The 21,987-nt window shown below is 73.9% G+C and carries 21 protein-coding genes; 5 read left to right on the top strand and 16 right to left on the bottom strand.

Annotated elements, in window-relative coordinates; genetic code table 11:
• The first annotated feature begins 157 nt into the window (after positions 1 to 157).
• On the top strand, positions 158 to 1,687 hold the full coding sequence (locus tag ACFV9Q_RS05175; RefSeq protein ID WP_377233477.1) for a CotH kinase family protein: 1,530 nt from the start codon (positions 158 to 160) through the stop codon (positions 1,685 to 1,687).
• Here ACFV9Q_RS05175 and ACFV9Q_RS05170 read toward each other — a convergent pair.
• Positions 1,660 to 3,213: a PLP-dependent aminotransferase family protein gene (locus tag ACFV9Q_RS05170; RefSeq protein ID WP_377233476.1), complete on the bottom strand. Its 1,554-nt coding sequence runs from the start codon at positions 3,211 to 3,213 to the stop codon at positions 1,660 to 1,662. The genes ACFV9Q_RS05175 and ACFV9Q_RS05170 overlap by 28 nt on opposite strands.
• A 68-nt stretch (positions 3,214 to 3,281) precedes the next feature.
• Between ACFV9Q_RS05170 and ACFV9Q_RS05165 the strand changes: the two genes are divergently transcribed.
• Positions 3,282 to 4,325, top strand: a complete 1,044-nt coding sequence (locus tag ACFV9Q_RS05165; RefSeq protein WP_377233475.1) for a DMT family transporter — start codon at positions 3,282 to 3,284, stop codon at positions 4,323 to 4,325.
• On the opposite strand, the gene ACFV9Q_RS05160 is transcribed toward ACFV9Q_RS05165, so the two are convergent.
• Positions 4,225 to 4,839: a TIGR03086 family metal-binding protein gene (locus ACFV9Q_RS05160; protein WP_377233474.1), complete on the bottom strand. Its 615-nt coding sequence runs from the start codon at positions 4,837 to 4,839 to the stop codon at positions 4,225 to 4,227. The genes ACFV9Q_RS05165 and ACFV9Q_RS05160 overlap by 101 nt on opposite strands.
• A gap of 51 nt (positions 4,840 to 4,890) precedes the next feature.
• Between ACFV9Q_RS05160 and ACFV9Q_RS05155 the strand changes: the two genes are divergently transcribed.
• Positions 4,891 to 5,307 carry a MarR family winged helix-turn-helix transcriptional regulator gene (locus tag ACFV9Q_RS05155; protein WP_377233473.1) on the top strand — a complete coding sequence of 139 codons (417 nt, stop codon included), beginning with the start codon at positions 4,891 to 4,893 and terminating at the stop codon, positions 5,305 to 5,307.
• Between the two features lie 60 nt (positions 5,308 to 5,367).
• Here the strand turns inward: ACFV9Q_RS05155 and ACFV9Q_RS05150 are convergent, their stop codons facing one another.
• Complete coding sequence (locus tag ACFV9Q_RS05150; RefSeq protein ID WP_377233472.1) at positions 5,368 to 6,249, bottom strand: alpha/beta fold hydrolase; 882 nt, start codon at positions 6,247 to 6,249, stop codon at positions 5,368 to 5,370.
• A complete protein-coding gene (locus tag ACFV9Q_RS05145) occupies positions 6,246 to 6,734 on the bottom strand; it encodes a hypothetical protein (protein ID WP_377233471.1) in 489 nt (162 codons plus the stop codon). The genes ACFV9Q_RS05150 and ACFV9Q_RS05145 overlap by 4 nt, the downstream gene beginning before the upstream one ends.
• Before the next feature lie 124 nt (positions 6,735 to 6,858).
• Between ACFV9Q_RS05145 and ACFV9Q_RS05140 the strand changes: the two genes are divergently transcribed.
• Complete coding sequence (locus ACFV9Q_RS05140) at positions 6,859 to 7,812, top strand: dihydrodipicolinate synthase family protein (RefSeq protein ID WP_377233470.1); 954 nt, start codon at positions 6,859 to 6,861, stop codon at positions 7,810 to 7,812.
• Between the two features lie 6 nt (positions 7,813 to 7,818).
• Here ACFV9Q_RS05140 and ACFV9Q_RS05135 read toward each other — a convergent pair whose 3' ends face one another.
• The 10 genes from ACFV9Q_RS05135 to ACFV9Q_RS05090 form a co-directional block, all read right to left on the bottom strand.
• On the bottom strand, positions 7,819 to 8,307 hold the full coding sequence (locus ACFV9Q_RS05135; RefSeq protein ID WP_377233469.1) for an Lrp/AsnC family transcriptional regulator: 489 nt from the start codon (positions 8,305 to 8,307) through the stop codon (positions 7,819 to 7,821).
• A 93-nt stretch (positions 8,308 to 8,400) separates the two neighbouring features.
• Positions 8,401 to 9,120: a response regulator gene (locus ACFV9Q_RS05130; RefSeq protein ID WP_377233468.1), complete on the bottom strand. Its 720-nt coding sequence runs from the start codon at positions 9,118 to 9,120 to the stop codon at positions 8,401 to 8,403.
• Complete coding sequence (locus ACFV9Q_RS05125) at positions 9,117 to 11,696, bottom strand: DUF4118 domain-containing protein (RefSeq protein WP_377233467.1); 2,580 nt, start codon at positions 11,694 to 11,696, stop codon at positions 9,117 to 9,119. The genes ACFV9Q_RS05130 and ACFV9Q_RS05125 overlap by 4 nt, the downstream gene beginning before the upstream one ends.
• A gap of 4 nt (positions 11,697 to 11,700) precedes the next feature.
• Entirely contained in the window at positions 11,701 to 12,327 is a 627-nt protein-coding gene (gene kdpC, locus ACFV9Q_RS05120; RefSeq protein WP_377233466.1) for a potassium-transporting ATPase subunit KdpC, read from the bottom strand.
• A gap of 31 nt (positions 12,328 to 12,358) precedes the next feature.
• Positions 12,359 to 14,551 (bottom strand): potassium-transporting ATPase subunit KdpB, encoded by a 2,193-nt coding sequence (gene kdpB, locus ACFV9Q_RS05115; protein WP_377233465.1) that lies wholly within the window; start codon positions 14,549 to 14,551, stop codon positions 12,359 to 12,361.
• On the bottom strand, positions 14,548 to 16,215 hold the full coding sequence (gene kdpA / locus ACFV9Q_RS05110; RefSeq protein WP_377233464.1) for a potassium-transporting ATPase subunit KdpA: 1,668 nt from the start codon (positions 16,213 to 16,215) through the stop codon (positions 14,548 to 14,550). The genes kdpB and kdpA overlap by 4 nt, the downstream gene beginning before the upstream one ends.
• Before the next feature lie 5 nt (positions 16,216 to 16,220).
• Positions 16,221 to 16,313 carry a K(+)-transporting ATPase subunit F gene (gene kdpF, locus ACFV9Q_RS05105; protein WP_020016455.1) on the bottom strand — a complete coding sequence of 31 codons (93 nt, stop codon included), beginning with the start codon at positions 16,311 to 16,313 and terminating at the stop codon, positions 16,221 to 16,223.
• A 295-nt stretch (positions 16,314 to 16,608) separates the two neighbouring features.
• Complete coding sequence (locus tag ACFV9Q_RS05100) at positions 16,609 to 17,040, bottom strand: zf-TFIIB domain-containing protein (protein WP_377233463.1); 432 nt, start codon at positions 17,038 to 17,040, stop codon at positions 16,609 to 16,611.
• A gap of 26 nt (positions 17,041 to 17,066) precedes the next feature.
• Positions 17,067 to 18,254 (bottom strand): hypothetical protein, encoded by a 1,188-nt coding sequence (locus ACFV9Q_RS05095; RefSeq protein WP_377233462.1) that lies wholly within the window; start codon positions 18,252 to 18,254, stop codon positions 17,067 to 17,069.
• 2 nt (positions 18,255 to 18,256) lie between these two features.
• Positions 18,257 to 19,381 carry an SPFH domain-containing protein gene (locus ACFV9Q_RS05090; protein ID WP_377233461.1) on the bottom strand — a complete coding sequence of 375 codons (1,125 nt, stop codon included), beginning with the start codon at positions 19,379 to 19,381 and terminating at the stop codon, positions 18,257 to 18,259.
• A 225-nt stretch (positions 19,382 to 19,606) separates the two neighbouring features.
• Between ACFV9Q_RS05090 and ACFV9Q_RS05085 the strand changes: the two genes are divergently transcribed.
• Positions 19,607 to 19,990 (top strand): universal stress protein, encoded by a 384-nt coding sequence (locus ACFV9Q_RS05085; RefSeq protein WP_377233460.1) that lies wholly within the window; start codon positions 19,607 to 19,609, stop codon positions 19,988 to 19,990.
• Positions 19,991 to 20,032: 42 nt separating this feature from the next.
• Here the strand turns inward: ACFV9Q_RS05085 and ACFV9Q_RS05080 are convergent, their stop codons facing one another.
• Positions 20,033 to 20,896, bottom strand: coding sequence for a carbohydrate ABC transporter permease (locus ACFV9Q_RS05080; protein ID WP_377233459.1), 864 nt, complete (start codon positions 20,894 to 20,896; stop codon positions 20,033 to 20,035).
• On the bottom strand, positions 20,893 to 21,843 hold the full coding sequence (locus tag ACFV9Q_RS05075) for a carbohydrate ABC transporter permease (RefSeq protein WP_377233458.1): 951 nt from the start codon (positions 21,841 to 21,843) through the stop codon (positions 20,893 to 20,895). The genes ACFV9Q_RS05080 and ACFV9Q_RS05075 overlap by 4 nt, the downstream gene beginning before the upstream one ends.
• Between the last annotated feature and the right edge of the window lie 144 nt (positions 21,844 to 21,987).

The raw sequence follows: 21,987 nt of genomic DNA, 5'->3' as shown, positions 1-21,987 counted from the left end.
GCCACCGCCCAGCCTAGATCCCCGCGCCGCCGCGGGTGCCATCGCAACCACGGTGTGAGCCGACGGCGGTGGTGCCGGCGGGCTGGTTCGGCCCCCGGTCATGAGTTCACCAGCAGACGCGGAGGAGCCGCACAGAGCGTCGTGATGATGTCTTCGCATGATCACGACACCCGCACCTGACCACGAACCGCACCGCCGCACCCGGGCCGGCCGCACCCGCAGGACCGCCGCCGGGGCGGGCGCCCTCGCCCTGGCCGCCTCGCTGACGGCCTGCACCGCGAGTGCCGAGGCCGACGAGACCGCCGACGGCTTCTGGGACACGTCCACCGTCCACGAGATCTCGGTGGAGTACGACGAGGCCGAGTACCAGGAGATGCTCGACACCTTCTCCGAGACGGGCGACAAGGACTGGATCGAGGCGACCGTCACGATCGACGGCGAGGAGTACGACGACGTCGGCCTGCGGCTCAAGGGCAACTCCAGCCTGCGCGGCCTGAGCGGCGACACCGCCGCGCCCGCGCCCGACGAGGGTGACGGCTCCGTCTCCGCCGACGACCCGACCGGGCTGCCGTGGCTGATCCGGCTCGACAAGTACGTGGACGGCCAGGAGCACGACGGGCGCGCCGACTACGTGGTGCGGGGCAACAACTCCGAGACCTCCCTGAACGAGGCGGTCGCGCTGAAGGTGCTGGAGCTCTCCGACGTCCAGGCGGAGCAGGCCTCCTACGCGCGGTTCAGCGTGAACGGCAGCGACGAGCAGCTCCGGCTCGTGGTGGACCTGCCCGACGACGACCTGTGGAACGAGGACAACTACCCCGACGAGGGCATCACCTACAAGGCCGACAGCGAGGGCGACTGGACCTACCGCGGCGAGGACGTCGCGGACTACGCGGACGCTTTCGAGGCGGAGTACGACAGCACGGGCGGGACGGACGACGAGGCGTACGAGCCGCTGGTCGCGTTCCTCGACTTCGTCAACAACTCGACCGACGAGGAGTTCGCGGAGCAGCTCGGCGACTACCTTGACGTCGACTCGTTCGCGCGCTACCTCGCGGCCCAGGACCTGGTCGCCAACCAGGACGACATCGACGGCCCGGGCAACAACGCCTACCTGCACTACGACGCCGCCACGGGGCTGATGACCGTGGTCGCCTGGGACCAGAACCTGTCCTACGGCGGGCTCGGCGGCGGGGGTGGCGGCGGTTTCGGCGGCGGGAGCGGCGAGCCGCCCGAGGGCGGGCCCGGCGACGGCACCGTGCCGGAGGGCATGGAACCTCCCGAGGGGATGGAGCCGCCGGACGGCGCCGAGCTCCCGGAGAACCCGGACGGCGCGGACGGCGGCACGCAGGACGGCACGGCGCAGGGCGGCGGGCAGGGCGGCGGCATGGGCGGCATGGGCGGCCGGGACAACCCGCTGGTGACCCGCTTCCTGGCGGACGACGACTTCGCCGCCGCGTACGAGTCGGCGACGGAGGAGCTGACGGCGTCGGTCTACGAGAGCGGCGACGCCCAGGAGTACTTGGACGGGCTGGTCGAAACGCTCACCGACGAGGCGTCGGACCTGGTGGACGCCGACACGATCGCGAGCGAGGCCGAGGACCTGTCGGCCCAGCTCACGGGGAGCGCGGACCAGGAGACTGACTCGGCATCCGGGTCGGCTCAGGCGTCGGGGTCGGCCTCGGAGTAGCCGGGGTGGTGGTTGGCGCGTGCGATGCGCGCCACCGCCTCGGTCAGCCGGTCCGGCGGGTTGGCGGCGTACCCGATCACCAGCCCGGGCGGCCCGTCGCCCACCCGGTGGGCCGACAGGGGGTGCACCCGGACCCCGGCCGCGGCGGCCCGCCGGGCCAGGTCGGCGTCGTCGACGCCCGGCAGGGTGACCAGCAGGTGCAGGCCGGCGGCCACGCCGTGGGCCGTGGCGCCGGGCAGGTGCGTCGCGAGCGCGGTCAGGAGCGCGTCGCGCCGGGCCCGGTGCCGGCGTCGGACCTGGCGCAGGTGCCGCTCGAAACCGCCCGTGGTGATGAAGTGCGCCAGGGCGAACTGGGGCAGCGCGGGGCTGGCGAGGTCGGTCCAGTACCGGGCCTCGACCAGCTCGGACCGGAGCGCGGCGGGCGCCAGCAGCCAGCCGATCCGGATCGCCGGGGCGAGCGTCTTGGACACGCTGCCCAGGTGCACCACGTGCTCGGGCGCGAGGGCGCGCAGCGCGGGGACCGGCGGGCGGTCGTACCGGTGCTCGGCGTCGTAGTCGTCCTCGATCACGAGCCGGCCCGGCAGCCCGTCCGGACCCGGCGCCGCCCCGGACCGCGCCCAGGCGACCAGCGCGCGCCGCCGGTCGGGCGCGAGCACCACACCCGTGGGGAACTGGTGCGCGGGGGTGACCAGGACGGCGTCGACCCCCGACCGGTCCAGCGCCGCGACGTCGAGCCCGTGCCGGTCCACCGGGACGGGCACAGGCGCGAGGTCCCAGCGGCGCAGGTGCTCGCGCGCCCCGTAGGAGCCCGGGTCCTCGAACCCGATCCGGGTGGTGCCGCGCGCGACGAGCGCCCGGGCGAGCAGCATCAGGCCCTGGGAGACGCCGTTGACCACGAGGATGTCGTCGGGGTGCGCGCGCAGGCCCCGGGTGCGGGCCAGCCAGCCGGCGAGCGCCTCGCGCAGCGCGGGCAGGCCGTGCGGGTCGCCGTAGCCGAGATCGCTCGACGCCAGACCGTCGAGGGCCGCGCGCTCGGCGCGGGCCCAGGCGGCGCGCGGGAACGCGGACAGGTCGGGCAGGCCGGGCGAGAGGTCGATCAGGTCGGCACCGGGCGCGCCGGGTGCGCCTGGGACAGGCGGCGTGAACACACCGGGCAGGCCGCCCGCGAGGCCCGACGACGGCGGACGGGTCGCCGGGGCGGTGCCGTGAGCGGCCCGCGTGTCGGGGCCGGGGGCCGGGGCCCTCGCGTCGGGGCCGGGGACCGTGGGCCAGGCCGCCCGGACCGTCGTCCCGCCGCCGTGCCGCCCAGCGAGCAGGCCCTCGTCCGTCAGACGCCGGTAGGCGTCGACCACCACACCGCGGGAGCAGCCGAGCTGGTCGGCGAGCACCCGCGTGGCGGGGAGCCGGTCGCCCGGGACCAGGCGGCCTTCGGACACCGCGCCGCGCACCGCCTCGGCGAGCCAGGCGGTGAGCCCGCCGGCCGGGGCGTGGGCGGGGTCGAGCTGGAGGAAGTCGGCCCCGGCCATCTTGGTCCTCTCAGAATCCGCGATCTTGGCTCTGTCAGATATACCAAAGTGGCGGCAGGCTCGCAGACATGACGACCAGCACCCCAGCCCTGCGCACCGGCACCGGCCCCAACACCGGCACCGGCCCCACACAGGACGCCGCCGCCCCTCGGACCGACCAGCACGGCCCCGCCTGGACCGGTCCGCTCTTCGCGGCGCTCGGCATGGCGCTCGTGGGCAGCCAGGTCGCGGTCTCGGGCGTGCTCGCCGACGCGCCGCTGTTCGCGGTGCAGGCCGTGCGGTACACGCTGGCGGCCCTGGTGCTGGCGGTGGTGCTGCGGCTGACCGGCCGGGCGCTGCCCACACCCCGGGGCCGGGAGTGGGCCTGGCTCGCGGGCGTGGCGCTGAGCGGGCTGGTGCTGTTCAACGTGGGGGTGGTCCGCGGCGTCGCGCACGCCGAGCCCGCGGTGATCGGGGTGGCGGTCGCCGCCGTGCCCGTGCTCCTCGCCCTGGCGGGACCCCTCCTGGGCGGGACCCGGCCGACGCCGGTGGTGGTGGGCGCCGCCGCGGTGGTGACCCTGGGCGCCGTCCTGGTCACGGGCGGCGGACGCACGGACGCGGCGGGAGTCGGCTACGCGCTCCTCACCCTGGTGTGCGAGGCCGGGTTCACGCTGCTGGCCGTCCCCGTGCTGCGCCGGCTCGGGCCGCACGGCGTCTCGCTGCACGCCGTGTGGATCGCGGCCGTGGCGCTCTGGGTGCTGAGCGTGGCGGTCGAGGGGCCGGGCGCCGTCCTGACCCTGCGGGCCGAGCACCTGCCGGCCACCCTGCACCTGGCCCTGGGTGTCACTGTCGTGGCGTTCCTGCTCTGGTACACCGCGGTGGGCCGGATCGGTCCGGGTCGGGCCGGGCTGTTCACCGGCGTCGTCCCCGTGGCCGCGGCCGTGGGCGGTGTGGCGCTCGGCGGGCCGGTGCCCGGCCCCGCCGTCTGGCTGGGCGTCACGATCGTGGTGACGGGCGTCGCGCTCGGGATGGTCAGCCGGCCGGCCGCGGGTCCCGGCCGAGCAGGCCCGACTGCGGGTCCCGGCCCAGCAGGCGCAGGGCGTCGGTCCACGGGTCGGAACCGGTCCCGGTGAGCGGCGGCGCGAACACACCCGGAGTCCCGCCGGGGCGGGCGGCGATCGCGCCCGCGTTCTCGAGCACGAAGGCGACCGTGGCGTCGTCGGGCCGGTAGGTGGTGCCGAGCGCCGTGGCGACGTCCCAGGCGTGCACGGCGGTGTCGAGCAGCTGCATGCCGAGGGCGAGCGTCGCCGAGACCTGCGTGTCGAACTCGGCCAGGTGGACGGGGGCGTCCGGTTGCGCGCGTGCGGACGCCTCACGCAGCGCCGTCGCGGACGCCTCCCACGCGTCGACGACGCCGTCCGGCGTCACCTCCGGCCCGGCGTAGAGCGCGACGTCGGCCTCACCGTCGCCGAGGGCGGCCGCGAAGCCGTGGTTCTGGCCGATCATGTGCGACAGCAGCGCGGCGAGGTCCCACTCGTCGCACGGCGTCGCGATGTGCAGCGGGCCGCGGGCGGCGCGCTCGACGAGGCGGGAGGTGTCGGCGAGCGCGGTGTGGTGCAGGGTGAGCATCTCCGAATAAGTAGGCATGAGTAGACGATACACCTGGGTAGATTATCGCGGCCTGGTTAGGATCAGCGGGTGGAGCGACCCGAGCTTGGCTACCTGCTCGACCGGCTGCTGCGCGTCGTGATCGCCCGCGAGGAGCCAGTCCTCGCGGCGGCCGGCCTGCAGATGTGGGACCACGTGGTGCTCACCGCGCTCGCCCGGCAGGACGCCCCGACCCAGGCGCAGCTAGCGGCCGCGACCGGGCGCGACAAGACCCGGCTGATCGGCAACCTGGACCGGCTCGTGGAGCTGGGGCTGGTCAGCCGCGTGCCCGACCCGGCCGACCGCCGCAACCGCGTCGTCTCGCTCACCCCCGAGGGGCGGCGGGTCCTGGAGCAGTGCCAGGCCGGCATCCGCGCGATGGAGCAGGAGCTGCTGGGCGGCCTGCCGGCCGGGGACCGCGCGGACTTCGAGCGGTCGCTGGTGGCGCTCGCGGCGTCGCTGGACTGACGCACCGCGCACGAGCGCACCCGCGGACGAGCCCGCACGACCCCGCCCGCGCGACGCTCGTCAGAGGAGCTCGGCAAGGAAGCTCTGCACCGCCCGGTGCACCTGCGCGGCGTGCGGCCCGACCCAGAACAGGTGCGTCGGCGCGTCGAGCTCGGCCAGGCGCGCGTCGTCGATGTGCTCGGCGAGGTCCAGGGCGTGGGCGAAGCGCACGGCGCCGTCGTGCCGCGACCCGGTCACGAGCGTCGGGCAGGACACCCGGCGCAGCAGCGCGTGCCGCGCGCCGTCGTCGTCCGGCCGGCCCTGCCGCAGGTCGGCGGCGAGGCCGCCGCCGGAACCCGTCGCCCGGAACGTCGCGCGGGCCCGGTCGCGGTCCTCCGGGCCCCAGGTTTGCCACCAGACGCTCGTGGGCAGCCGGGACAGGGACCCGGCCACCATCCGGAGCCCGGCGTCCGTGGCGACCGTGCGGGACACCACGGACCGGAGCCCGCGCTGTACGCGCGGGCCGGACAGCACGCGCCCCAGCGCCCGCCGCCCGGCGGAGTCGGGGTACCGGAGCGTCGACGACACCGCGCTGTGCAGGACCAGCCGCGTGGGCCGGACCGACCCGGACGCCGCGACGTGCAGCGCCTGGAGCCCGCCCGACGACACACCGACAACGGCGGTCACCGTCGAGATGCCGAGCGCGGCGCACACCTCCTCGACCGCCGGGACGAACCCCGCCGCGGTGCGGTCACCCACTCGGGTCCGGCCGTGGCCGGGCCGGGAGAACGCGATCACGCGGTACCCGAGGCGCGTGTACGACTCCCAGCCGCAGTCGACGGTCGCGCCGCCGTACGAGTCGGGGAAGAACAGGACCGGCCCGCGCCGTCCGCCGGTCACGCAGACCTCCACGTCGCCGAGGCTCGTGCCGACCACCTCCGACGCGGCCGCCAGCCGGATCACGACGGCCGCCCGGTTCGAACAGAAGAGCCGGCACGGGCGCCGCCGCGGGCAGCCGTGCCGACGCACGGCACGCCGAGCAGGTCCGCGGCGCCGATGTCGGCGGGCAGCGGCACCTCCGCGAGCGGCACCTTGTCCGGGTCGCAGACGACGGTGGGCACCAGCCGCGCCACCGACGCCCGGCCCAGCAGCCGCAGCTCCGACCACGTCGCGCCGCCCGGGCGGGCGAGGCCGGCGTCGAGGACCAACAGCCGCCGGCCGTCGTGCGTCGTCGTCGTGTCGACGACGGCGGTGACCACCACGGCCGGCTCGCCGGCGTCGGCCGTGTGCGCGCAGGGCGTGCCGCACAGCAGGGCGAGGCAGTGCAGGGACATGCCGTCCACCACCAGGTCGGTGGTCGTCGCCCGGGTGTCCGCCGGCCAGGCGTCCGCGGTGAGCGGATCGGGGATGCTCGCACGGAGCGTGGGCAGGATCGCGGTGAGGGTCATGCGTCCGTCGTACGGCGCGCGCCGTCCCGGGAACGGCGGCCTTGACGCATCCCGTACGGGCGCGGGCCAAGTCCTGACGCAGCCCGTACGGACCGCCGCCCACCCGGCGGCATAGCGTGATCGGGTGCCTGATCCACGCCCCACGCGGCTCTTCGCCGCGACTGTCACGCCCTTCACCTCCGACGGTCACCTCGACCTCGACGCGCTCGCCGCGCACGTCGACCGCCTCGTGCGAGAGGGGGTGGACGGGCTGGTCGTCGGCGGGACCACGGGCGAGTCCGGCGCGCTCGCCCCCGAGGAGCGGGTCGCGCTCCTGCACGCGGCGATCGACGCCGCCGGCGACCGCGCCGCCGTCGTCGCCGGGGTGGGCGAGCACGACACGACGACGGGGATCGCCCTCGCCGTCGCCGCCGCCCGGGCCGGGGCCGACGGCGTGCTCGTCGCCGCCCCGGCGGCCAGCCGCCCCTCCCAGGCCGGGCTCCTCGCACACGTGCGGGCGCTCGCCGACGCCGCCGGCGTGCCGGTGATGCTCTACGACAACCCGCGCCGGTTCGGCGTCGGCTTCGAGATGGAGACCCTGCTCCGCGCGGCCGGGCACCCGAACGTCTGGGCCGTCAAGGACGCGACGGAGAACCCGCACCGCGCCGCGGAGATCATGGGGCTGTCCGACCTGGCCTACTACGCGGGGTCGGACGCTGCGGCCATGGTGCTCACCGCGGGCGGGCAGGGCGTGGTCGGCGTCGGCGTCAACGTGGAGCCCGCGCGCTGGCGGGCCTACGTCGACGCCCTGCTGGGCGGCGACCTGGACGCCGCGGACGACCTCTCCCGGCGCCTCGCCCCGCTCGACCACGCCCTGCACCGTCACGTGCCGCCCGCCGTGGCGACCAAGGTGGTGTTGCGCGGCCTCGGCCTGCTGCCGACCGCCCGGGTGCGCCTGCCGCTGGTGGGCCCGGTCCCCGAAGAGACGGCGGCGATCCGCCGCGACCTGGAGGTGTACGAGGGTTTCCCGGACTTCCGCAGCGGCCTCGCCCGGCTGGACCACCCCGACGCGCACGGCGGCGCGCTCCGCCTGCTCTGAGCTACCTCAGGACAGCTGCACCTGGTGCAGCAGGAGCTGCGCCGACGCGCGCCGCACGCCCGGCTGCTCGCGCAGGCGGCGCAGCTCCTCCTCGACGTCCGGCAGGCTGCGGCACGCGAGGTGGACGGCGTAGTCGTACTCCCCCGTGACCTGCCACGCCGACACCACGGCCGCGCTGCCCGCCAGCGCGTCCTCGAACGCCGCGAGGTCGGCGTCCGCGCGCACCTGCACCTGCGCCAGGACCTCCACCGGGCGGCCGAGGACGGCGCGGTCGACCCGGGCGTGGAAGCCCGCGATGACGCCCCGCTCGACCAGCCGGCGCACCCGGACGGACGTCGCGGACGTGCTCAGGCCGGTCGCCGCGGCCAGCTCGTGGAGCGTGGCCCGCCCGTCGTGCAGCAGCAGGTCCAGGATCACCCGGTCGGTGTCGTCCGGCGTCGCGTCCGGCACCGGCCCGGCACCGGAGGAACGGCGGGAAGCAGAGGTCAGGGCCATACCCGCGACGCTACGAAGACCGCGTGACGGAACGGGCCGCGTGAACGTATCCCGTACGCCGGTCCCGCACATCCTGACGGGACCTTGACGCCCTCACTCCTCGAACCGGTACCCCGCCCCCGGGTGGGTCAGGATGTGCTTCGGGTGCGACGGGTCCTTCTCCAGCTTGCGGCGCAGCTGCGCCGTGTAGACGCGCAGGTAGTTGGTCTCCGTCGAGTACGCGGGGCCCCACACCTCGTGCAGCAGCAGCTTGCGGTCCACGAGCCGGCCGCGGTTGCGCACCAGCACCTCCAGCAGCGCCCACTCCGTCGGGCTCAGGCGCACCTCGGCCCCGGCGCGGGACACCTGCCGCCGCGCCAGGTCGATCCGCAGGTCACCCGCGGTGACCACGGGCTCCTCGGCCTGCGCGGGCTCCGCCCGGCGGACGGCGGCGCGCAGCCGGGCCAGCAGCTCGTTCATCGCGAACGGCTTGGTCACGTAGTCGTCTGCCCCGGCATCGAGCGCGTCCACCTTGTCGTCACCGAGCTGCCGGGCCGACAGCACCACGATCGGCACCCGCGTCCAGCCCCGGATGCCCGCGATGACGTCGAGCCCCGGCATGTCGGGCAGCCCGAGGTCGAGCAGCACCACGTCGGGCCGCGCCGACGCCACGGCGTCGAGCGCGGCCGCCCCCGTCGGCGCGGCGGTCACGTCCCAGCCGTGGGCGCGCAGGTTGATCGCCAGGGCGCGGGTCAGCGCGGCGTCGTCGTCCACCACGAGCACGCGGTTGCCCGACGTCGTCGCGCGCGCCTCACCGTCCGTCTCACCGGTCACGAGGCCATCCCATCATCCAGGGCGGTCTCGCGCGGCACCGTGAGCACCATCGTGAGGCCGCCACCGGGGGTGTCCTCGGCCGAGATCCGGGCGCCGACGGCGTCCGCGAGGCCCGCCGCGACCGCGAGACCCAGGCCCAGGCCGCCCGCGCTCGTGTCGTCGAGCCGCTGGAAGGGCTCGAACATCGTCGCCTTGCGCTCCTCGGGCACGCCCGGCCCGGTGTCGGCCACGCGCAGCTCCACCGCGTCGCGCGCGGCGGAGGCCGTGAACAGCACCTTGGCGCCGGGCGGCGAGTGCCGCACCGCGTTGGAGACCACGTTGGCCACGACCCGTTCGAACAGGCCGGGGTCGGTGTGCACGAGCGGGAGGTCCTCCGGCACGTCGAGCGCCAGGTCGGCGAGCCACGGCTCGACGGCGATCGGCACCACCTCCTCCAGCGACGCCGCCCGCAGCGCGGGCCGGACGGCGCCGGTCTGGATGCGGGACAGGTCCAGGAGGTTGCCGATGAGGCGCTCCAGCCGGTGCGTCGAGTCCGCGATCGTGGCAGTCAGGACGTCGCGGTCCTCCCGGTCCAGCTCGACGTCGGGCGAGGACAGGCCGTCCACCGCCGTGCGGATCGCGGCGAGCGGCGTGCGCAGGTCGTGCGAGACGGCGGCGAGCAGCGCGGTGCGGGTGCTCTCGGTGCGCTCCAGCACCTCGGCCTGGGCGGCCTGCTCGCGCAGGCGGCGCCGCTCCAGGACGATCCCGGCCTGCACGCCGAACGCCTCCACCACCTGCCGGTCGCTCGCCGGCAGCACACGACCGGCGAGCACCAGCCGGTGCCGGTCGTCGATCACCACCTCGGTCACGGTCGGGTCCGCCTCCGCGTCGTTGGAGGCACGGCCGGACGCGCCGCCGGACCCGCCGCCGGGCGCGGGCTCCGCGTCCGTTACCCACCGCTCGTGCGCCACCACGGACCACGGCGCGCGGTCGTCGGCCCGCTCCTCCAGGCGCACGTCGGCCATCGCGAACGTCTGCGCGAGGCGGTGCACGATCGCCTGCGCCGTGTCCTGGCCCGACAGCACGGAGCGGGACAGCGCGGCCAGCGTGGACGCCTCGGCCCGCGCCCGGTACGCCTGGGTGGTGCGCCGCGCGGCCAGGTCCACCACGGAGGCGACGGCGACCGCGATCACCACGAAGACGGCGAGCGCGAGCACGTTCTCCCCCTGGGCGATCGTGAACCGGCCCACCGGCGGCGCGAAGAACCAGTTGAGGCACAGGTTGGACACCACGGCGGCCACCACGGCGGGCCACAGCCCGCCGATCAGCGCGACGCCGACCACCCCCGCCAGCAGCAGCATGGCGTCCGTGGCGAGCGCGACGTCGTCCGTGCCGATCACCAGGAGCGCGGCCGTCAGCAGGGCCGGGATCAGCAGGGCCGAGCCCCAGCCCACCGCGCGGCGCTTCGGGGACAGGGAGGAGTACCGCGAGCGCACCCCGACGCCCACGCGGGCGCGCTCGTGCGTCACGAGGTGCACGTCGATCGTGCCCGAGAGCCGGGCGATCTCCGCGCTGGACGAGCCGAGCAGCGCCTGCCGCCACACGGGGTGGCGGGAGACGCCCACGACGATCATGGTCGCGTTCACGCCGCGGGCGAAGTCGACGACGGCGGACGGCACGTCCTCCCCCACCACCGTGTGGAACACGCCGCCGAGCGACTCGACGAGCGCCCGGTGCGCGGCGATCGTGGCCGACGGCGTGGACGGCAGCCCGTCCGTGGGCAGCACGTGCACCGCCAGCAGCTCCGTCCCCGCGGCCCGCTGCGCGATGCGCGCCGCCCGGTGCAGCAGCGTCTCCGTCTCCGGCCCGCCCGTGACGGCCACGACGATGCGCTCGCGGGCCGGCCAGGTGCCGCCGATCGAGTGGTCGGCGCGGTACCGCGTCAGGGCGTCGTCCACCCGGTCGGCGAGCCACAGCAGGGCGAGCTCGCGCAGCGCCGTCAGGTTGCCCACGCGGAAGAACGACGACATCGAGGCGTCGATCTGCTCGGCCCGGTACACGTTGCCGTGCGCGAGCCGACGCCGGAGCTGCTCCGGCGAGAGGTCCACGAGCTGGATCTGGTCGGCGTCGCGCACCACCTGGTCCGGCACGGTCTCGCGCTGCCGCACGCCGGTGATGGCCTCGACGTCGTCGGTCAGCGACGCGATGTGCTGCACGTTGACGGTGGTGACCACGTCGATGCCGGCGTCCAGCAGGTCGTGCACGTCCTGCCAGCGCTTGGCGTGCTGCGAGCCGGGCGCGTTGGTGTGCGCCAGCTCGTCCACGAGCGCCACCTCGGGTGCGCGCTCCAGCAGGGCCGGGACGTCGAGCTCGGTGAGCGTCGACCCGCGGTGCTCGGCCAGCCGCCGCGGGATCATCTCCAGGTCGCCGATCTTGGCGACCGTCGCGGCCCGCCCGTGCGTCTCGACCAGGCCGATCACCAGGTCGGTGCCCCGCGCGCGGCGCCGGTGCGCCTCGTCCAGCATGGCGTAGGTCTTGCCCACGCCAGGGGCCGCCCCCAGGTAGACCGTGAGGCGGCCCCGGCGTCCGGTGCTCATGGGATCAGTGTGCGTCATCGAGGGCGAGGTTGAGCTCCAGCACGTTCACCCGCGGCTCGCCGAGCACGCCCAGGTCGCGCCCGGCGGTGTGGGCGGCGACAGCCGCCTCGACGTCGGCCACGGACAGCCCGCGCGCCTCCGCGACCCGGGCGACCTGGATCGCGGCGTACGCCGGGCTGATCTCCGGGTCGAGGCCCGAGCCCGACGCCGTGACGGCGTCGGCCGGGACGTCCGCCGGGTCCACGCCCTCCAGCTCGGCGACGGCGGCCTTGCGCTCCTCGATCGTCGCGACCAGGTCCGGGTTGAGCGGGCCGAGGTTCGACGCGGCGGAGGCGGACGTGTCGTACCCGTCGCCCGCGGCGGACGGCCGCGGGTGGAAGTACTCGACGCCCTCGAAGCCCTGTGCGACGAGCGCGGAGCCCACCGCCTCGGAGCGGTCGGTGGTGTGCGAGCCGTCGGCCCGCACCAGCGAGCCGTTGGCCTGCCAGGGGAAGGCCACCTGCCCGACGGCGGTCGCCGCGAGCGGGTAGGCCAGGCCCAGCAGGAGGGTGAACACGAGCAGCATGCGCAGCCCCGCCAGGGAGTGCCGGGTCAGCGCCGCGAGATCGCTCGCGACCGTTGTTGATGCCATGGGATTTCCTTTCGGTCTGCTCGGGACCGGGCTACAGGCCCGGGAGCAGCGAGACGACGAGGTCGATGAGCTTGATCCCGATGAACGGCGCCACCAGGCCGCCGAGGCCGTAGACCAGCAGGTTGCGCGTCAGCAGGGACGACGCCGACGCCGGCCGGTACTTCACGCCGCGCAGCGACAGCGGGATCAGCGCCAGGATGATCAGCGCGTTGAAGATGACGGCCGACAGGATGGCGGAGCCGGGGCTCGCCAGCCGCATGATGTTCAGCGCCTCGAGCTGCGGGAACACGGTCATGAACATGGCGGGCAGGATCGCGAAGTACTTCGCGACGTCGTTCGCCACGGAGAATGTGGTCAGCGCCCCGCGCGTGATCAGGAGCTGCTTGCCGATCTCCACGATCTCGATGAGCTTGGTGGGGTCCGAGTCGAGGTCCACCATGTTGCCCGCCTCCTTGGCGGCGGACGTGCCGGTGTTCATCGCCACGCCGACGTCGGACTGGGCCAGCGCCGGGGCGTCGTTCGTGCCGTCGCCGGCCATCGCGACGAGCTTGCCGCCCTCCTGCTCGCGCTTGATGAGCGCCAGCTTGTCCTCCGGCGTGGCCTCCGCCAGGACGTCGTCCACCCCGGCCTCCGCGGCGATAGCCCGCGCGGTCACGGCGTTGTCGCCCGTGACCATCACCGACCGGATGCCCATGGCGCGCAGCTCGTCGAACCGCTCGCGCATGCCCTCCTTGACCACGTCCTTGAGCCGGACGACGCCGAGCACCCGCGCGGGGGCCTCGCCGACCTGCTCCGCGACCACCAGCGGCGTGCCGCCGGCCCGGGACACGGAGTCGACGTGCTTCTCCAGGTCCTTGACCTCCTTGTCGGAGATCTGCGCACCCGTGCTGTGCACCCAGCGCTGGATCGCGCTGCCGGCACCCTTGCGGATGCGGTGCAGCTCGGTGTGCCCCGCGCCGCCCGCCTCGCTCGACCGGGTCAGCGGCAGGTCCACGCCCGACATCCGGGTCTGGGCCGAGAACGGCACCAGCTCAGCGTCCAGCGGCAGCTCCTCGCCCGCGCCGTACTTGTCGTCCACCAGCTCGACGATGCTGCGCCCCTCCGGGGTCTCGTCGGCCAGCGACGCGAGCCGCGCCGCGATCGCGAGCTCCTGCGGCGTCACGCGGCTCACCGGCAGCACCTGCGTGGCGCGGCGGTTGCCGTACGTGATGGTGCCCGTCTTGTCGAGCAGCAGCACGTCCACGTCACCCGCCGCCTCCACGGCGCGGCCCGACATCGCCAGCACGTTGCGCTGCACCAGCCGGTCCATGCCCGCGATGCCGATCGCGCTCAGCAGCGCGCCGATCGTCGTCGGGATGAGGCAGACCAGCAACGCCACCAGGACCAGCAGCGACTGCCGCGAGCCCGAGTAGACCGCGAACGGCTGCAGCGTGGCCACCGCCAGCAGGAACACGATGGTCAGCGACGTGAGCAGGATGTTCAGCGCGATCTCGTTCGGCGTCTTCTGGCGCTCGCTGCCCTCGACGAGGGCGATCATCCGGTCCACGAACGTGGCCCCGGCGGGCGCCGTGATGCGCACGACGACCTGGTCGGACAGCACCACCGTGCCGCCCGTGACGGCGCTGCGGTCGCCACCCGACTCGCGGATGACGGGCGCCGACTCGCCGGTGATCGCCGACTCGTCGATGGACGCGACGCCCTCGATGACGTCGCCGTCGCCCGGGACGGTCTCGCCCGCGGCGACCACGACGACGTCGCCCACCTGCAGCGTCGAGGACGGCACCTCGACCGTGGGCAGCAGGTCCAGCCGCGTGCCCGAGGTCAGGGTGTCCTGCGGGGCGTCGACCTTGCGCGCCGTCGTCTGCTTCTGCGTGGCGCGCAGCGTGGAGGCCTGCGCCTTGCCGCGCGACTCCGCCACGGACTCGGCGAGCGTCGCGAACAGCACGGTGGCCCACAGCCACACCGCGATCCACCAGGCGAACATGTCGGGGTCGACGATCGCGAGCACGGTCGTGACGAACGCACCCACCTCGACCACGAACATGACCGGCGAGGTGTACAGCACGCGCGGGTCCAGCTTGCGCAGCGCGCCCGGGAGGGCGGACCGCAGCTGCGCCCAGGTCAGCGCGCGCGGCGTCTGCCGCTTCGCGGGGCGCCGCGCGCCGCCGGCGGCCGCGGGCTCCTGGGTGGGAACGTCCGGGACGTTCCGGGTGTCGATGGTCATGACAGGGACTCCACAACGGGACCGAGGGAAAGAACAGGGATGAAGGTGAGCCCCACGACGATGATCGCGACCGTCGCGAGCATGCCCGCGAACAGCGGGCGGTGCGTGGGCAGGGTGCCCGACGTCGCCGGCACCGCCGTCTGGCTCGCGAGGCGACCCGCCAGGGCCAGCACCAGCGCGATCGGCACGAACCGGCCGGCGAGCATCGCCAGACCCTGCGTCACCTCGTAGAACGGGGTGCCGGAGGTGAGCCCGCCGAAGGCGGAGCCGTTGTTGTTCGCCGCCGAGGCGAACGCGTACAGCACCTCGGACAGGCCGTGCGGACCGGACTCCTGGATACCCACCAGGCCGGGCTCGACCACCACGGCGGCCGCCGTGCCCACCAGGACCAGCGCGGGCGTGGTCAGCACGTACAGGGCGACGAGCGTCATCTCCTGCTTGCCGATCTTCTTGCCCAGGTACTCGGGGGTGCGCCCCACCATGAGCCCGGCGATGAACACCGCGACCACGGCCAGCACGAGCATGCCGTACAGGCCGGCGCCCACACCGCCCGGCGCGATCTCGCCCAGGAGCATGTTGAACAGCACCAGCCCGCCACCCGGCGCCGTCAGCGAGTCGTGCGACGCGTTCACCGCGCCCGTCGACGTCGCCGTCGTCGCCACCGCGAACAGCGCGCTGCCCGCGAGGCCGAACCGGGTCTCCTTGCCCTCCATCGCTGCGCCCGCGGCCTGCGGCGCGGCACCCGGCCCCGCCATCTCGGCCCAGGTGGTGAGCACGAGCGAGGCCAGCGCGAGGCCGCCCATGACGCCGAGGATCGCCCAGCCCTGGCGCTTGTCGCCCACGAGGATGCCGAACGTGCGGGGCAGGGTGAACGGGATGAGCAGGATCAGGAAGATCTCGACGAGGTTGGTGAACGGCGTCGGGTTCTCCAGCGGGTGGCCGGAGTTCGCGTTGAAGAAGCCGCCACCGTTGGTGCCGAGCTCCTTGATGGCCTCCTGCGAGGCCACCGGACCGCCCAGCGACTGCTGGGTGGCGCCCTCGACCGTGGTGATCGCGGTGTGCGGGTCCAGGTTCTGGATCACGCCGCCCACCATGAGCAGGACCGCGGCCACCAGGGACAGGGGCAGCAGGATGCGCGTCACGCCGCGCGTCAGGTCGGACCAGAAGTTGCCGACGCGGGCGTCCGTCCCGGAGCGGGCGAAGCCGCGCACCAGGGCGATCGCGACGGCCATGCCGACGGCGGCCGAGACGAAGTTCTGCACGGCCAGGCCGGCCATCTGCACCAGGTGTCCGGCGGCGGCCTCACCCGAGTACCACTGCCAGTTCGTGTTGGTCACGAAGCTGACCGCGGTGTTCCAGGCGCCGGCCGGGTCGAACCCGTCGAAGCCCAGGCTCCAGGGCAGGTACGCCTGGAGACGCAGCATCCCGTACAGGAAGAGCACGGAGACGAGCGAGAAGCCCAGCAGGGACATCAGGTAGGTGGTCCAGCGCTGCTCGGCGTCCGGGTCCACCCGGACCAGGCGGTACCAGAGGCGCTCGGCGCGCAGGTGCTTCGGGCTGGAGTAGACGCGCGCCATGTACGCGCCCAGCGGCGCGTGGACGGCGGCGAGCAGGGCGAGCAGGACGAGCACCTGCGCCACCGCGACGAGAACCGGTGTGCTCATGGCGTTCACCGCGTCCGGTCGGCGCGGATCAGCGCCACGAAGAGGTAGACGAGGCCCGCCAGGGTGAGCACCAGGCCCACGGCGTCGAAGGGGTTCACTTCCGCCTCCCCGAGGGGCGGGCGGAGTCGGGGCTCGCGGAGGCGCGGCGCGCCACCAGGGCCACCGCGGCGAAGAACGCCACGGTCAGGAGGATGAAGGCCAGATCGGTCATGCCACTGGTCTACGCCTGCGCGCGACCGGTGGAACCGCTCCTTGACGGAACGCTGACGGCGCCCAGACGCTCGCTAACGCCCCTCTGACGCGGCACGCCCCGCAAAGGCCCGGGGAGCTGAACGTAGGGTCCGTCGGCCCATGAGCGCTCATGGGCCGACGGACCCTACGTTCGACGCCTCGTCAGAAGTCGAACAGGTCCTCCAGGAAGGACTCCTTGCGCTTCTTCTTGTACCGCGGGTCGTGGCGGCGGTCGTCGTACGACCCGTACCGGCGTTCGTTGTCGTACCGGCGGTCCCGGTCGTAGCGCCGGTCGTCGTCACGACGCCGGTCGTCGTCGCGGCGCCGGTCGTCGTAGCGCGGGTCGTAGGCCGGCTGCGGCGAGCCGTACGCCGGGCCGGCGTGCACCGGGTTGGGCGCAGCGGGGGCGGCGGGTGCGGCCGGCGGCGTCGCCGGCCGGTTCTCGGCCGCGATCTCGGTCTCCACCGAGCGGTCGATCACCTTGTCGAGCTCGCCACGGTCGAGCCACACGCCACGGCACGTGGGGCAGTAGTCGATCTCGATCCCCTTGCGCTCGGACATGACGAGCGTGGTCTGGTCGATGGGGCACAGCATCGGATTGGTCTCCTTGCGGTCGTCGTCTACCGATCGGCCAACGGACGGGGCGGGCCCGCGGTTCCTCGGAGGCCGTCCACCAGGCCGTCCGCGAGCGCCCCGGCCGAGCCGCCGTCGCCGTTCGCGACGACCGCCCAGACGATCGCCGCGACGACGAGCAGGCCGGCCAGCACGGCGAGCGTGATCTTCCACGCCGACCACGGCCGCTCCCCGACCACCTCGGCCGTGCGGGCGTTGACCAGCACCTGGAACGGCTTGCCGCCGTACAGGTAGGTGGCGATCCACACGGGCAGCAGCAGGAGCTTGTACGTCACGGCCGCGTAGCTGGTGTGCACCTGGTGCACGCGCTGCACGTCGCCGCCGATGTCCCGCTCACAGTCGTTCTCGATGACCGGCGCCATCTCCCCCTTGGCGTTCTCCAGCCCGGCCTCGGGCTCGACGTCGTACCGCAGGGTCTCGTAGCCGGCGAGGTAGTCGGGCTGGTAGGCCCGGGCCTGCTGGAGCGGCCACGGGCTGAGCTTCGCCAGGTGCTCGGGCATGACCCGGTGGGTCCCGGTGACGAGGACGTCGTCGAAGTCCCGCGCCACCGTGCCCGACGCCGGGTACCAGCGGGTCTTCTGCACCTGCCGGGTCTGGGTCTGGCTGCGGCCCTCGGAGTCGGTGGTCGTGTACGTCTCGGTGACCCAGTAGTGCTCGCCGCGCTGCCCGGTGTAGTCCGAGCGGGTGCGCGCGTCGAAGGTCCAGTGCGGCAGGTAGACGCCGTGGGCCTGCTCCGCCGAGACCACCTTCTTCAGGGCCGACGGCGCGAACCAGCGTGAGCGCACCCAGGTCTGCAGGGCGCCCTGCATGGCCGACCGGTCGACCTCGAAGGGCAGCACGGCCTCGGGCTCGACGAGGCCGAGGGTCTCGACCTCGGCGACCATCGGCGAGCCGCAGAAGCCGCACTTCTGGGACAGGTGGTCGCTGGTGGTGACCGCGCCGCAGGTGTCGCACCGGTAGTCGTGCGCCGCGGGCGCGGCGGGCCGCGCCGTCGCCGCCAGGGCCGCGAAGTCGTGCTCGCGCACCTCGCGGACGACGGCGGCGACCTCCTGCTCGTGGCCGCAGTACGGGCAGGTCAGCGTGCCGGTCCCGGCCGCGAACTCGACCGCGGCCCCGCACTGCGCGCAGGGGTAGGCGTGGTGGGCGGCGGGGCCGCCGTCGGTGAGCTCCGCCATGCTCAGGCCTGCGGCAGCGGGGGCGGCGTGGCGCCGAGGTGCTTCGCCACGTCCGGGACCGACGCCGCCGGCTCCCAGCCGGCCATGCCGGCACGCCAGATCAGCGTGGTCGCCGTGAGGGTGCCCGCGGCGGCCTGACCCGCGAGGGCGGCGTCGTCGAACGGGCCGGTCTGCGCGCCGCCGTTGCCGAGGTACCAGCCGCCGGGCAGGGGCGGCGGGCCCGACGCCGCGGCCGGGGCCGGGGCGGGTGCCGCGGGCGCCGGCTGCGTGGGCGGCACGATCGCGTTGCCGACCCCGTGGCCCAGGCCCATGCCGATCACCGCGCCCGCCGCGCCGCCGCCGTCGGCCGCCGCCTCCATGGCCTGGCCGGCCTGGAACTGCTGGAAGGCGGCCATGCTGCCCACGGTGCCGGACGAGACGATGCCCATGGACGTGCGCTTGTCGAGGGCCTCCTCGACCTCGGGCGGCAGCGAGATGTTCTCGATGACGAACTTCGGCACGGAGATGCCGATGTCGGCGAGCTCGTCGGTGAGCCGGGTGGCGAGCTGGTCGCCCAGGTCGCCGTGGTGCGCGGCGAGCTCGATCACCGGGATGCCGGACGTCGCGAGCACGCTCGCGAGGTGGCTCACCACGTTCTGCCGCAGGTACTCGTGCACCTCGTCGGTGCGGAACTGCGGGTCGGTGCCGACCAGCTCGCGCAGCAGCACCTGGGGGTCGGTGACCCGGGCCGAGAACGCGCCGAAGGCCCGCACGCGCACCATGCCCAGCTCGGGGTCCCGCATCATGACGGGGTTCTTGGTGCCCCACTTCATGTCGGTGAACTGGCGGGTGCTGACGAAGTACACCTCGGCCTTGAACGGCGAGTGGAAGCCGTGCTTCCAGCCCTTCAGCGTCGAGAGCACCGGAAGGTTCTGGGTCTCCAGCGTGTAGGTGCCGGGCTGGAAGACGTCCGCGATGACGCCCTCGTTGACGAAGACCGCGGTCTGCGACTCGCGCACCACGAGCCGGGCGCCCATCTTGATCTCGTTCTCGTAGCGGGGGAACCGCCAGACGATCGTGTCCCGGGTGTCGTCGAGCCACTCGACGATGTCGACCAGCTCGCCCTTGATCTTGTCCAGCAGGCCCATGTCGTCTTCCTCTTCTCTCCGCCCGGGCACCCGCCCGGAAACCCCAAGCACTCGGACCCTACAAGTCCGGTACGTCCCGGCAAACGAAAAGGGGTCCCGTTCGGTGCCCAGGACGTCCCACGGGTGTTCCACGCGTTGTCCGGCGCCTGCCGGTGGACCGGACATGTGAGAGAGTTTCACCGCAGGGTGACTACCCGGCGAACCTGTCCGGAGGTGCTAGGACCGATGACCGTCCTCGTGGCATATAACGAGTCGCCCCAGGGTGAGGCGGCCATGCGCGCAGCCGTCGCCGAGGCGGTACGACGCCGGCAGGAGCTGGCCGTCCTCGTGCTCACGCCGCAGGCGGACACGAAGGTCCCCGCGTCCCTCGCGCACCTGCTCGACACCGTGCCCGGCACGGTCACCGTCGCGCCCGTCACGTTCCGCGCCGAGCAGGCCGAGGTGGCCGACGCGATCGTCGACCAGGCCGAGGCCGTCGCCGCGGAGCTCGTGGTCATCGGCTCGCGCAAGCACTCCACGGTGGGCACGTTCCTGGTGGGGTCGACGACGCAGCAGGTGCTGCTCGACTCCCCCGCCCCGGTCCTGGTGGTCAAGGCCAGCTACGCCTGAGCCGCCGGCTACGCCTGAGCCGGAGACCCAGGCGTAGCCGCACTACTTGACCGCGCCCGACGTGATGCCCGAGATGATCTTGCGCTGGGCCACCACGAACACGACCAGCAGCGGCAGGCTCATCAGCACCACGTAGGCGAAGATCAGGTGCCAGTTGTCCAGGTACAGCCCGGCGCTGGCCACCTGGAACAGGTTCAGCGGCAGCGTGTCGAGGCGCCCGCCGACCACGAAGAACGCGTAGAAGACGTCGTTCCACACGTACAGGCAGATCAGGATGGTCGCCGTCGACAGCACCGGGGCGAGCAGCGGCAGGATGATCCGGCCGAACACCCGCAGCGGCCCGGCGCCGTCGACCCGCGCCGCCTCCTCGAGCTCCACCGGGATGGTGCGGATGAACCCGGTGACGAAGAAGATCACCGTGGACAGGTACATGCCCATGTAGACGCCGATCATCCCGATCGCCGTGCCCGCGAGGCCGAGCTGGCGCAGCAGGAGCACCACGGTCACCACGGCGGGCGGCAGCACGATGCCGCTGATCGCGAGCGCGTAGAACACCGCCATGAGGCGGGAGCTGCGCCGGGCCAGCACCCACGACGCGAGCGAGCCGAGCGCCAGCACCCCGACCACCGCGGGGACCATGACCAGCAGGCTCCCGAAGAACGCCGCGGGGACCCGGCCCTGCTCCCAGACGGCCGCGAAGTTCTCGGCGTACTGCCAGGTCGTGGGCAGGGAGAGGTCGGGGTTCAGGGCCTCGCCCTGGGACTTGCCCGCGGTGACGACGACGATCCACAGCGGCAGGCCGATCAGCAGCACGACCGCGAGGATCGCGACCACCGGCTGCACGCGCCGCCAGAGCCCGTGCCGGCCGCCGTTCAGGGAGCGGGTGCTCACAGGACTGGTGCTCACAGGACGTCCTCCCTCTTGCGCAGGGTCCGGATGACGGGGAACGCGAGGGCCACCACGACCACGAAGAGCACGAGGCTCATGGTCGTGGCCTGGGCGAACAGCCCCTGCCCGAACGTGCGGAAGATGAAGATGTTGAGCAGCTCCGTGGTGCGCGCCGGCCCGCCGCCGGTGGTCGCCTGCACGATGTCGAACCCGTTCATCGAGCCGAGCAGCGCGGTGGCGACGTTGAAGGTCAGCGCGGGCGCGAGCAGGGGGAACCGGATGTCGCGGAACGTGGTCCACGCCGAGGCGCCGTCCAGCCGCGCGGCCTCCAGCACGTCCTCGCTGATGGTCTTGAGGCCCGCGAGGTAGATGAGCATCGACAGCCCCATCCACTTCCAGGCGTGGATCAGCGCGACCACGACCAGCGTCCACGTGGTGTCGCCCAGCCACGGGATCGTGACCGGGTGGCCCACGAGCGCGCCGAGGATGGCGTTGGCGGCGCCGTCCGGCTTGAGGATCGCCTGGAACACGTAGCCGGCGGCGAGCGCCGACATGACCACCGGGATGAAGAACATGACCCGGGCGAACCGGTTGATCCGGGTGTCGCGTTCGAGCAGCAGCGCGAGGAGCAGCCCGAAGAGGTTCTGGAAGATCGCCACGAGGACCGCGTACACGAGCGTGATCCGCAGCGACGTCAGGAGCGTGCCGCTGGCAAGGAGGTCCTGGAAGTTCTGCAGCCCGACGAACGCGATCTCGCTCTTGAAGCTCGACCAGTCGGTGAGCGCGTAGACGAAGTTGAAGATCGTCGGCAGGAAGAAGAACACGCCGAGCACCGCGAACGCCGGGATCAGGAAGGCGGCGGGGTGGCTCGCGCGGTGGCGGCGGCCGGTGCGCGCCGTCGGGCGGCGCGACGCCGGCGGTCGCGCCGGCGGGATCGATGCTCTTGCGGTGGTCTGTGCGGTCACGATCAGTCCTCGGACGGTGGGTGCCGGGGGGGGCGGCGGGGGGGCCGGACCCCAGGGGGGGTGGGGGGTGGGGGTCCTGCTTCCCCTGGGTGGGGGGGGGGGGGGGGAAGGTGGACACGTCCCCATCACGGAGGGTGGGGGGGG

Source organism: Promicromonospora sp. NPDC059942, assembly GCF_042731755.1.
Classification (GTDB): Bacteria; Actinomycetota; Actinomycetes; order Actinomycetales; family Cellulomonadaceae; genus Promicromonospora.
The sequence above is the reverse complement of the archived record's forward strand: the minus strand, read 5'-3'. Positions and strand labels throughout refer to the sequence as shown.

Coding starts and splice junctions, on each gene's coding strand:
- ACFV9Q_RS05095 (WP_377233462.1), bottom strand. CDS start 18,254: ATGGCGGAGCTCACCGACGGCGGCCCCGCCGCCCACCACGCCTACCCC.
- ACFV9Q_RS05135 (WP_377233469.1), bottom strand. CDS start 8,307: ATGGCCCTGACCTCTGCTTCCCGCCGTTCCTCCGGTGCCGGGCCGGTG.
- ACFV9Q_RS05145 (WP_377233471.1), bottom strand. CDS start 6,734: ATGACCCTCACCGCGATCCTGCCCACGCTCCGTGCGAGCATCCCCGAT.
- ACFV9Q_RS05100 (WP_377233463.1), bottom strand. CDS start 17,040: ATGCTGTGCCCCATCGACCAGACCACGCTCGTCATGTCCGAGCGCAAG.
- kdpB (WP_377233465.1), bottom strand. CDS start 14,551: ATGACCATCGACACCCGGAACGTCCCGGACGTTCCCACCCAGGAGCCC.
- ACFV9Q_RS05165 (WP_377233475.1), top strand. CDS start 3,282: ATGACGACCAGCACCCCAGCCCTGCGCACCGGCACCGGCCCCAACACC.
- kdpA (WP_377233464.1), bottom strand. CDS start 16,215: ATGAGCACACCGGTTCTCGTCGCGGTGGCGCAGGTGCTCGTCCTGCTC.
- kdpC (WP_377233466.1), bottom strand. CDS start 12,327: ATGGCATCAACAACGGTCGCGAGCGATCTCGCGGCGCTGACCCGGCAC.
- ACFV9Q_RS05085 (WP_377233460.1), top strand. CDS start 19,607: ATGACCGTCCTCGTGGCATATAACGAGTCGCCCCAGGGTGAGGCGGCC.
- ACFV9Q_RS05125 (WP_377233467.1), bottom strand. CDS start 11,696: ATGAGCACCGGACGCCGGGGCCGCCTCACGGTCTACCTGGGGGCGGCC.
- ACFV9Q_RS05175 (WP_377233477.1), top strand. CDS start 158: ATGATCACGACACCCGCACCTGACCACGAACCGCACCGCCGCACCCGG.
- ACFV9Q_RS05170 (WP_377233476.1), bottom strand. CDS start 3,213: ATGGCCGGGGCCGACTTCCTCCAGCTCGACCCCGCCCACGCCCCGGCC.
- ACFV9Q_RS05160 (WP_377233474.1), bottom strand. CDS start 4,839: ATGCCTACTTATTCGGAGATGCTCACCCTGCACCACACCGCGCTCGCC.
- ACFV9Q_RS05090 (WP_377233461.1), bottom strand. CDS start 19,381: ATGGGCCTGCTGGACAAGATCAAGGGCGAGCTGGTCGACATCGTCGAG.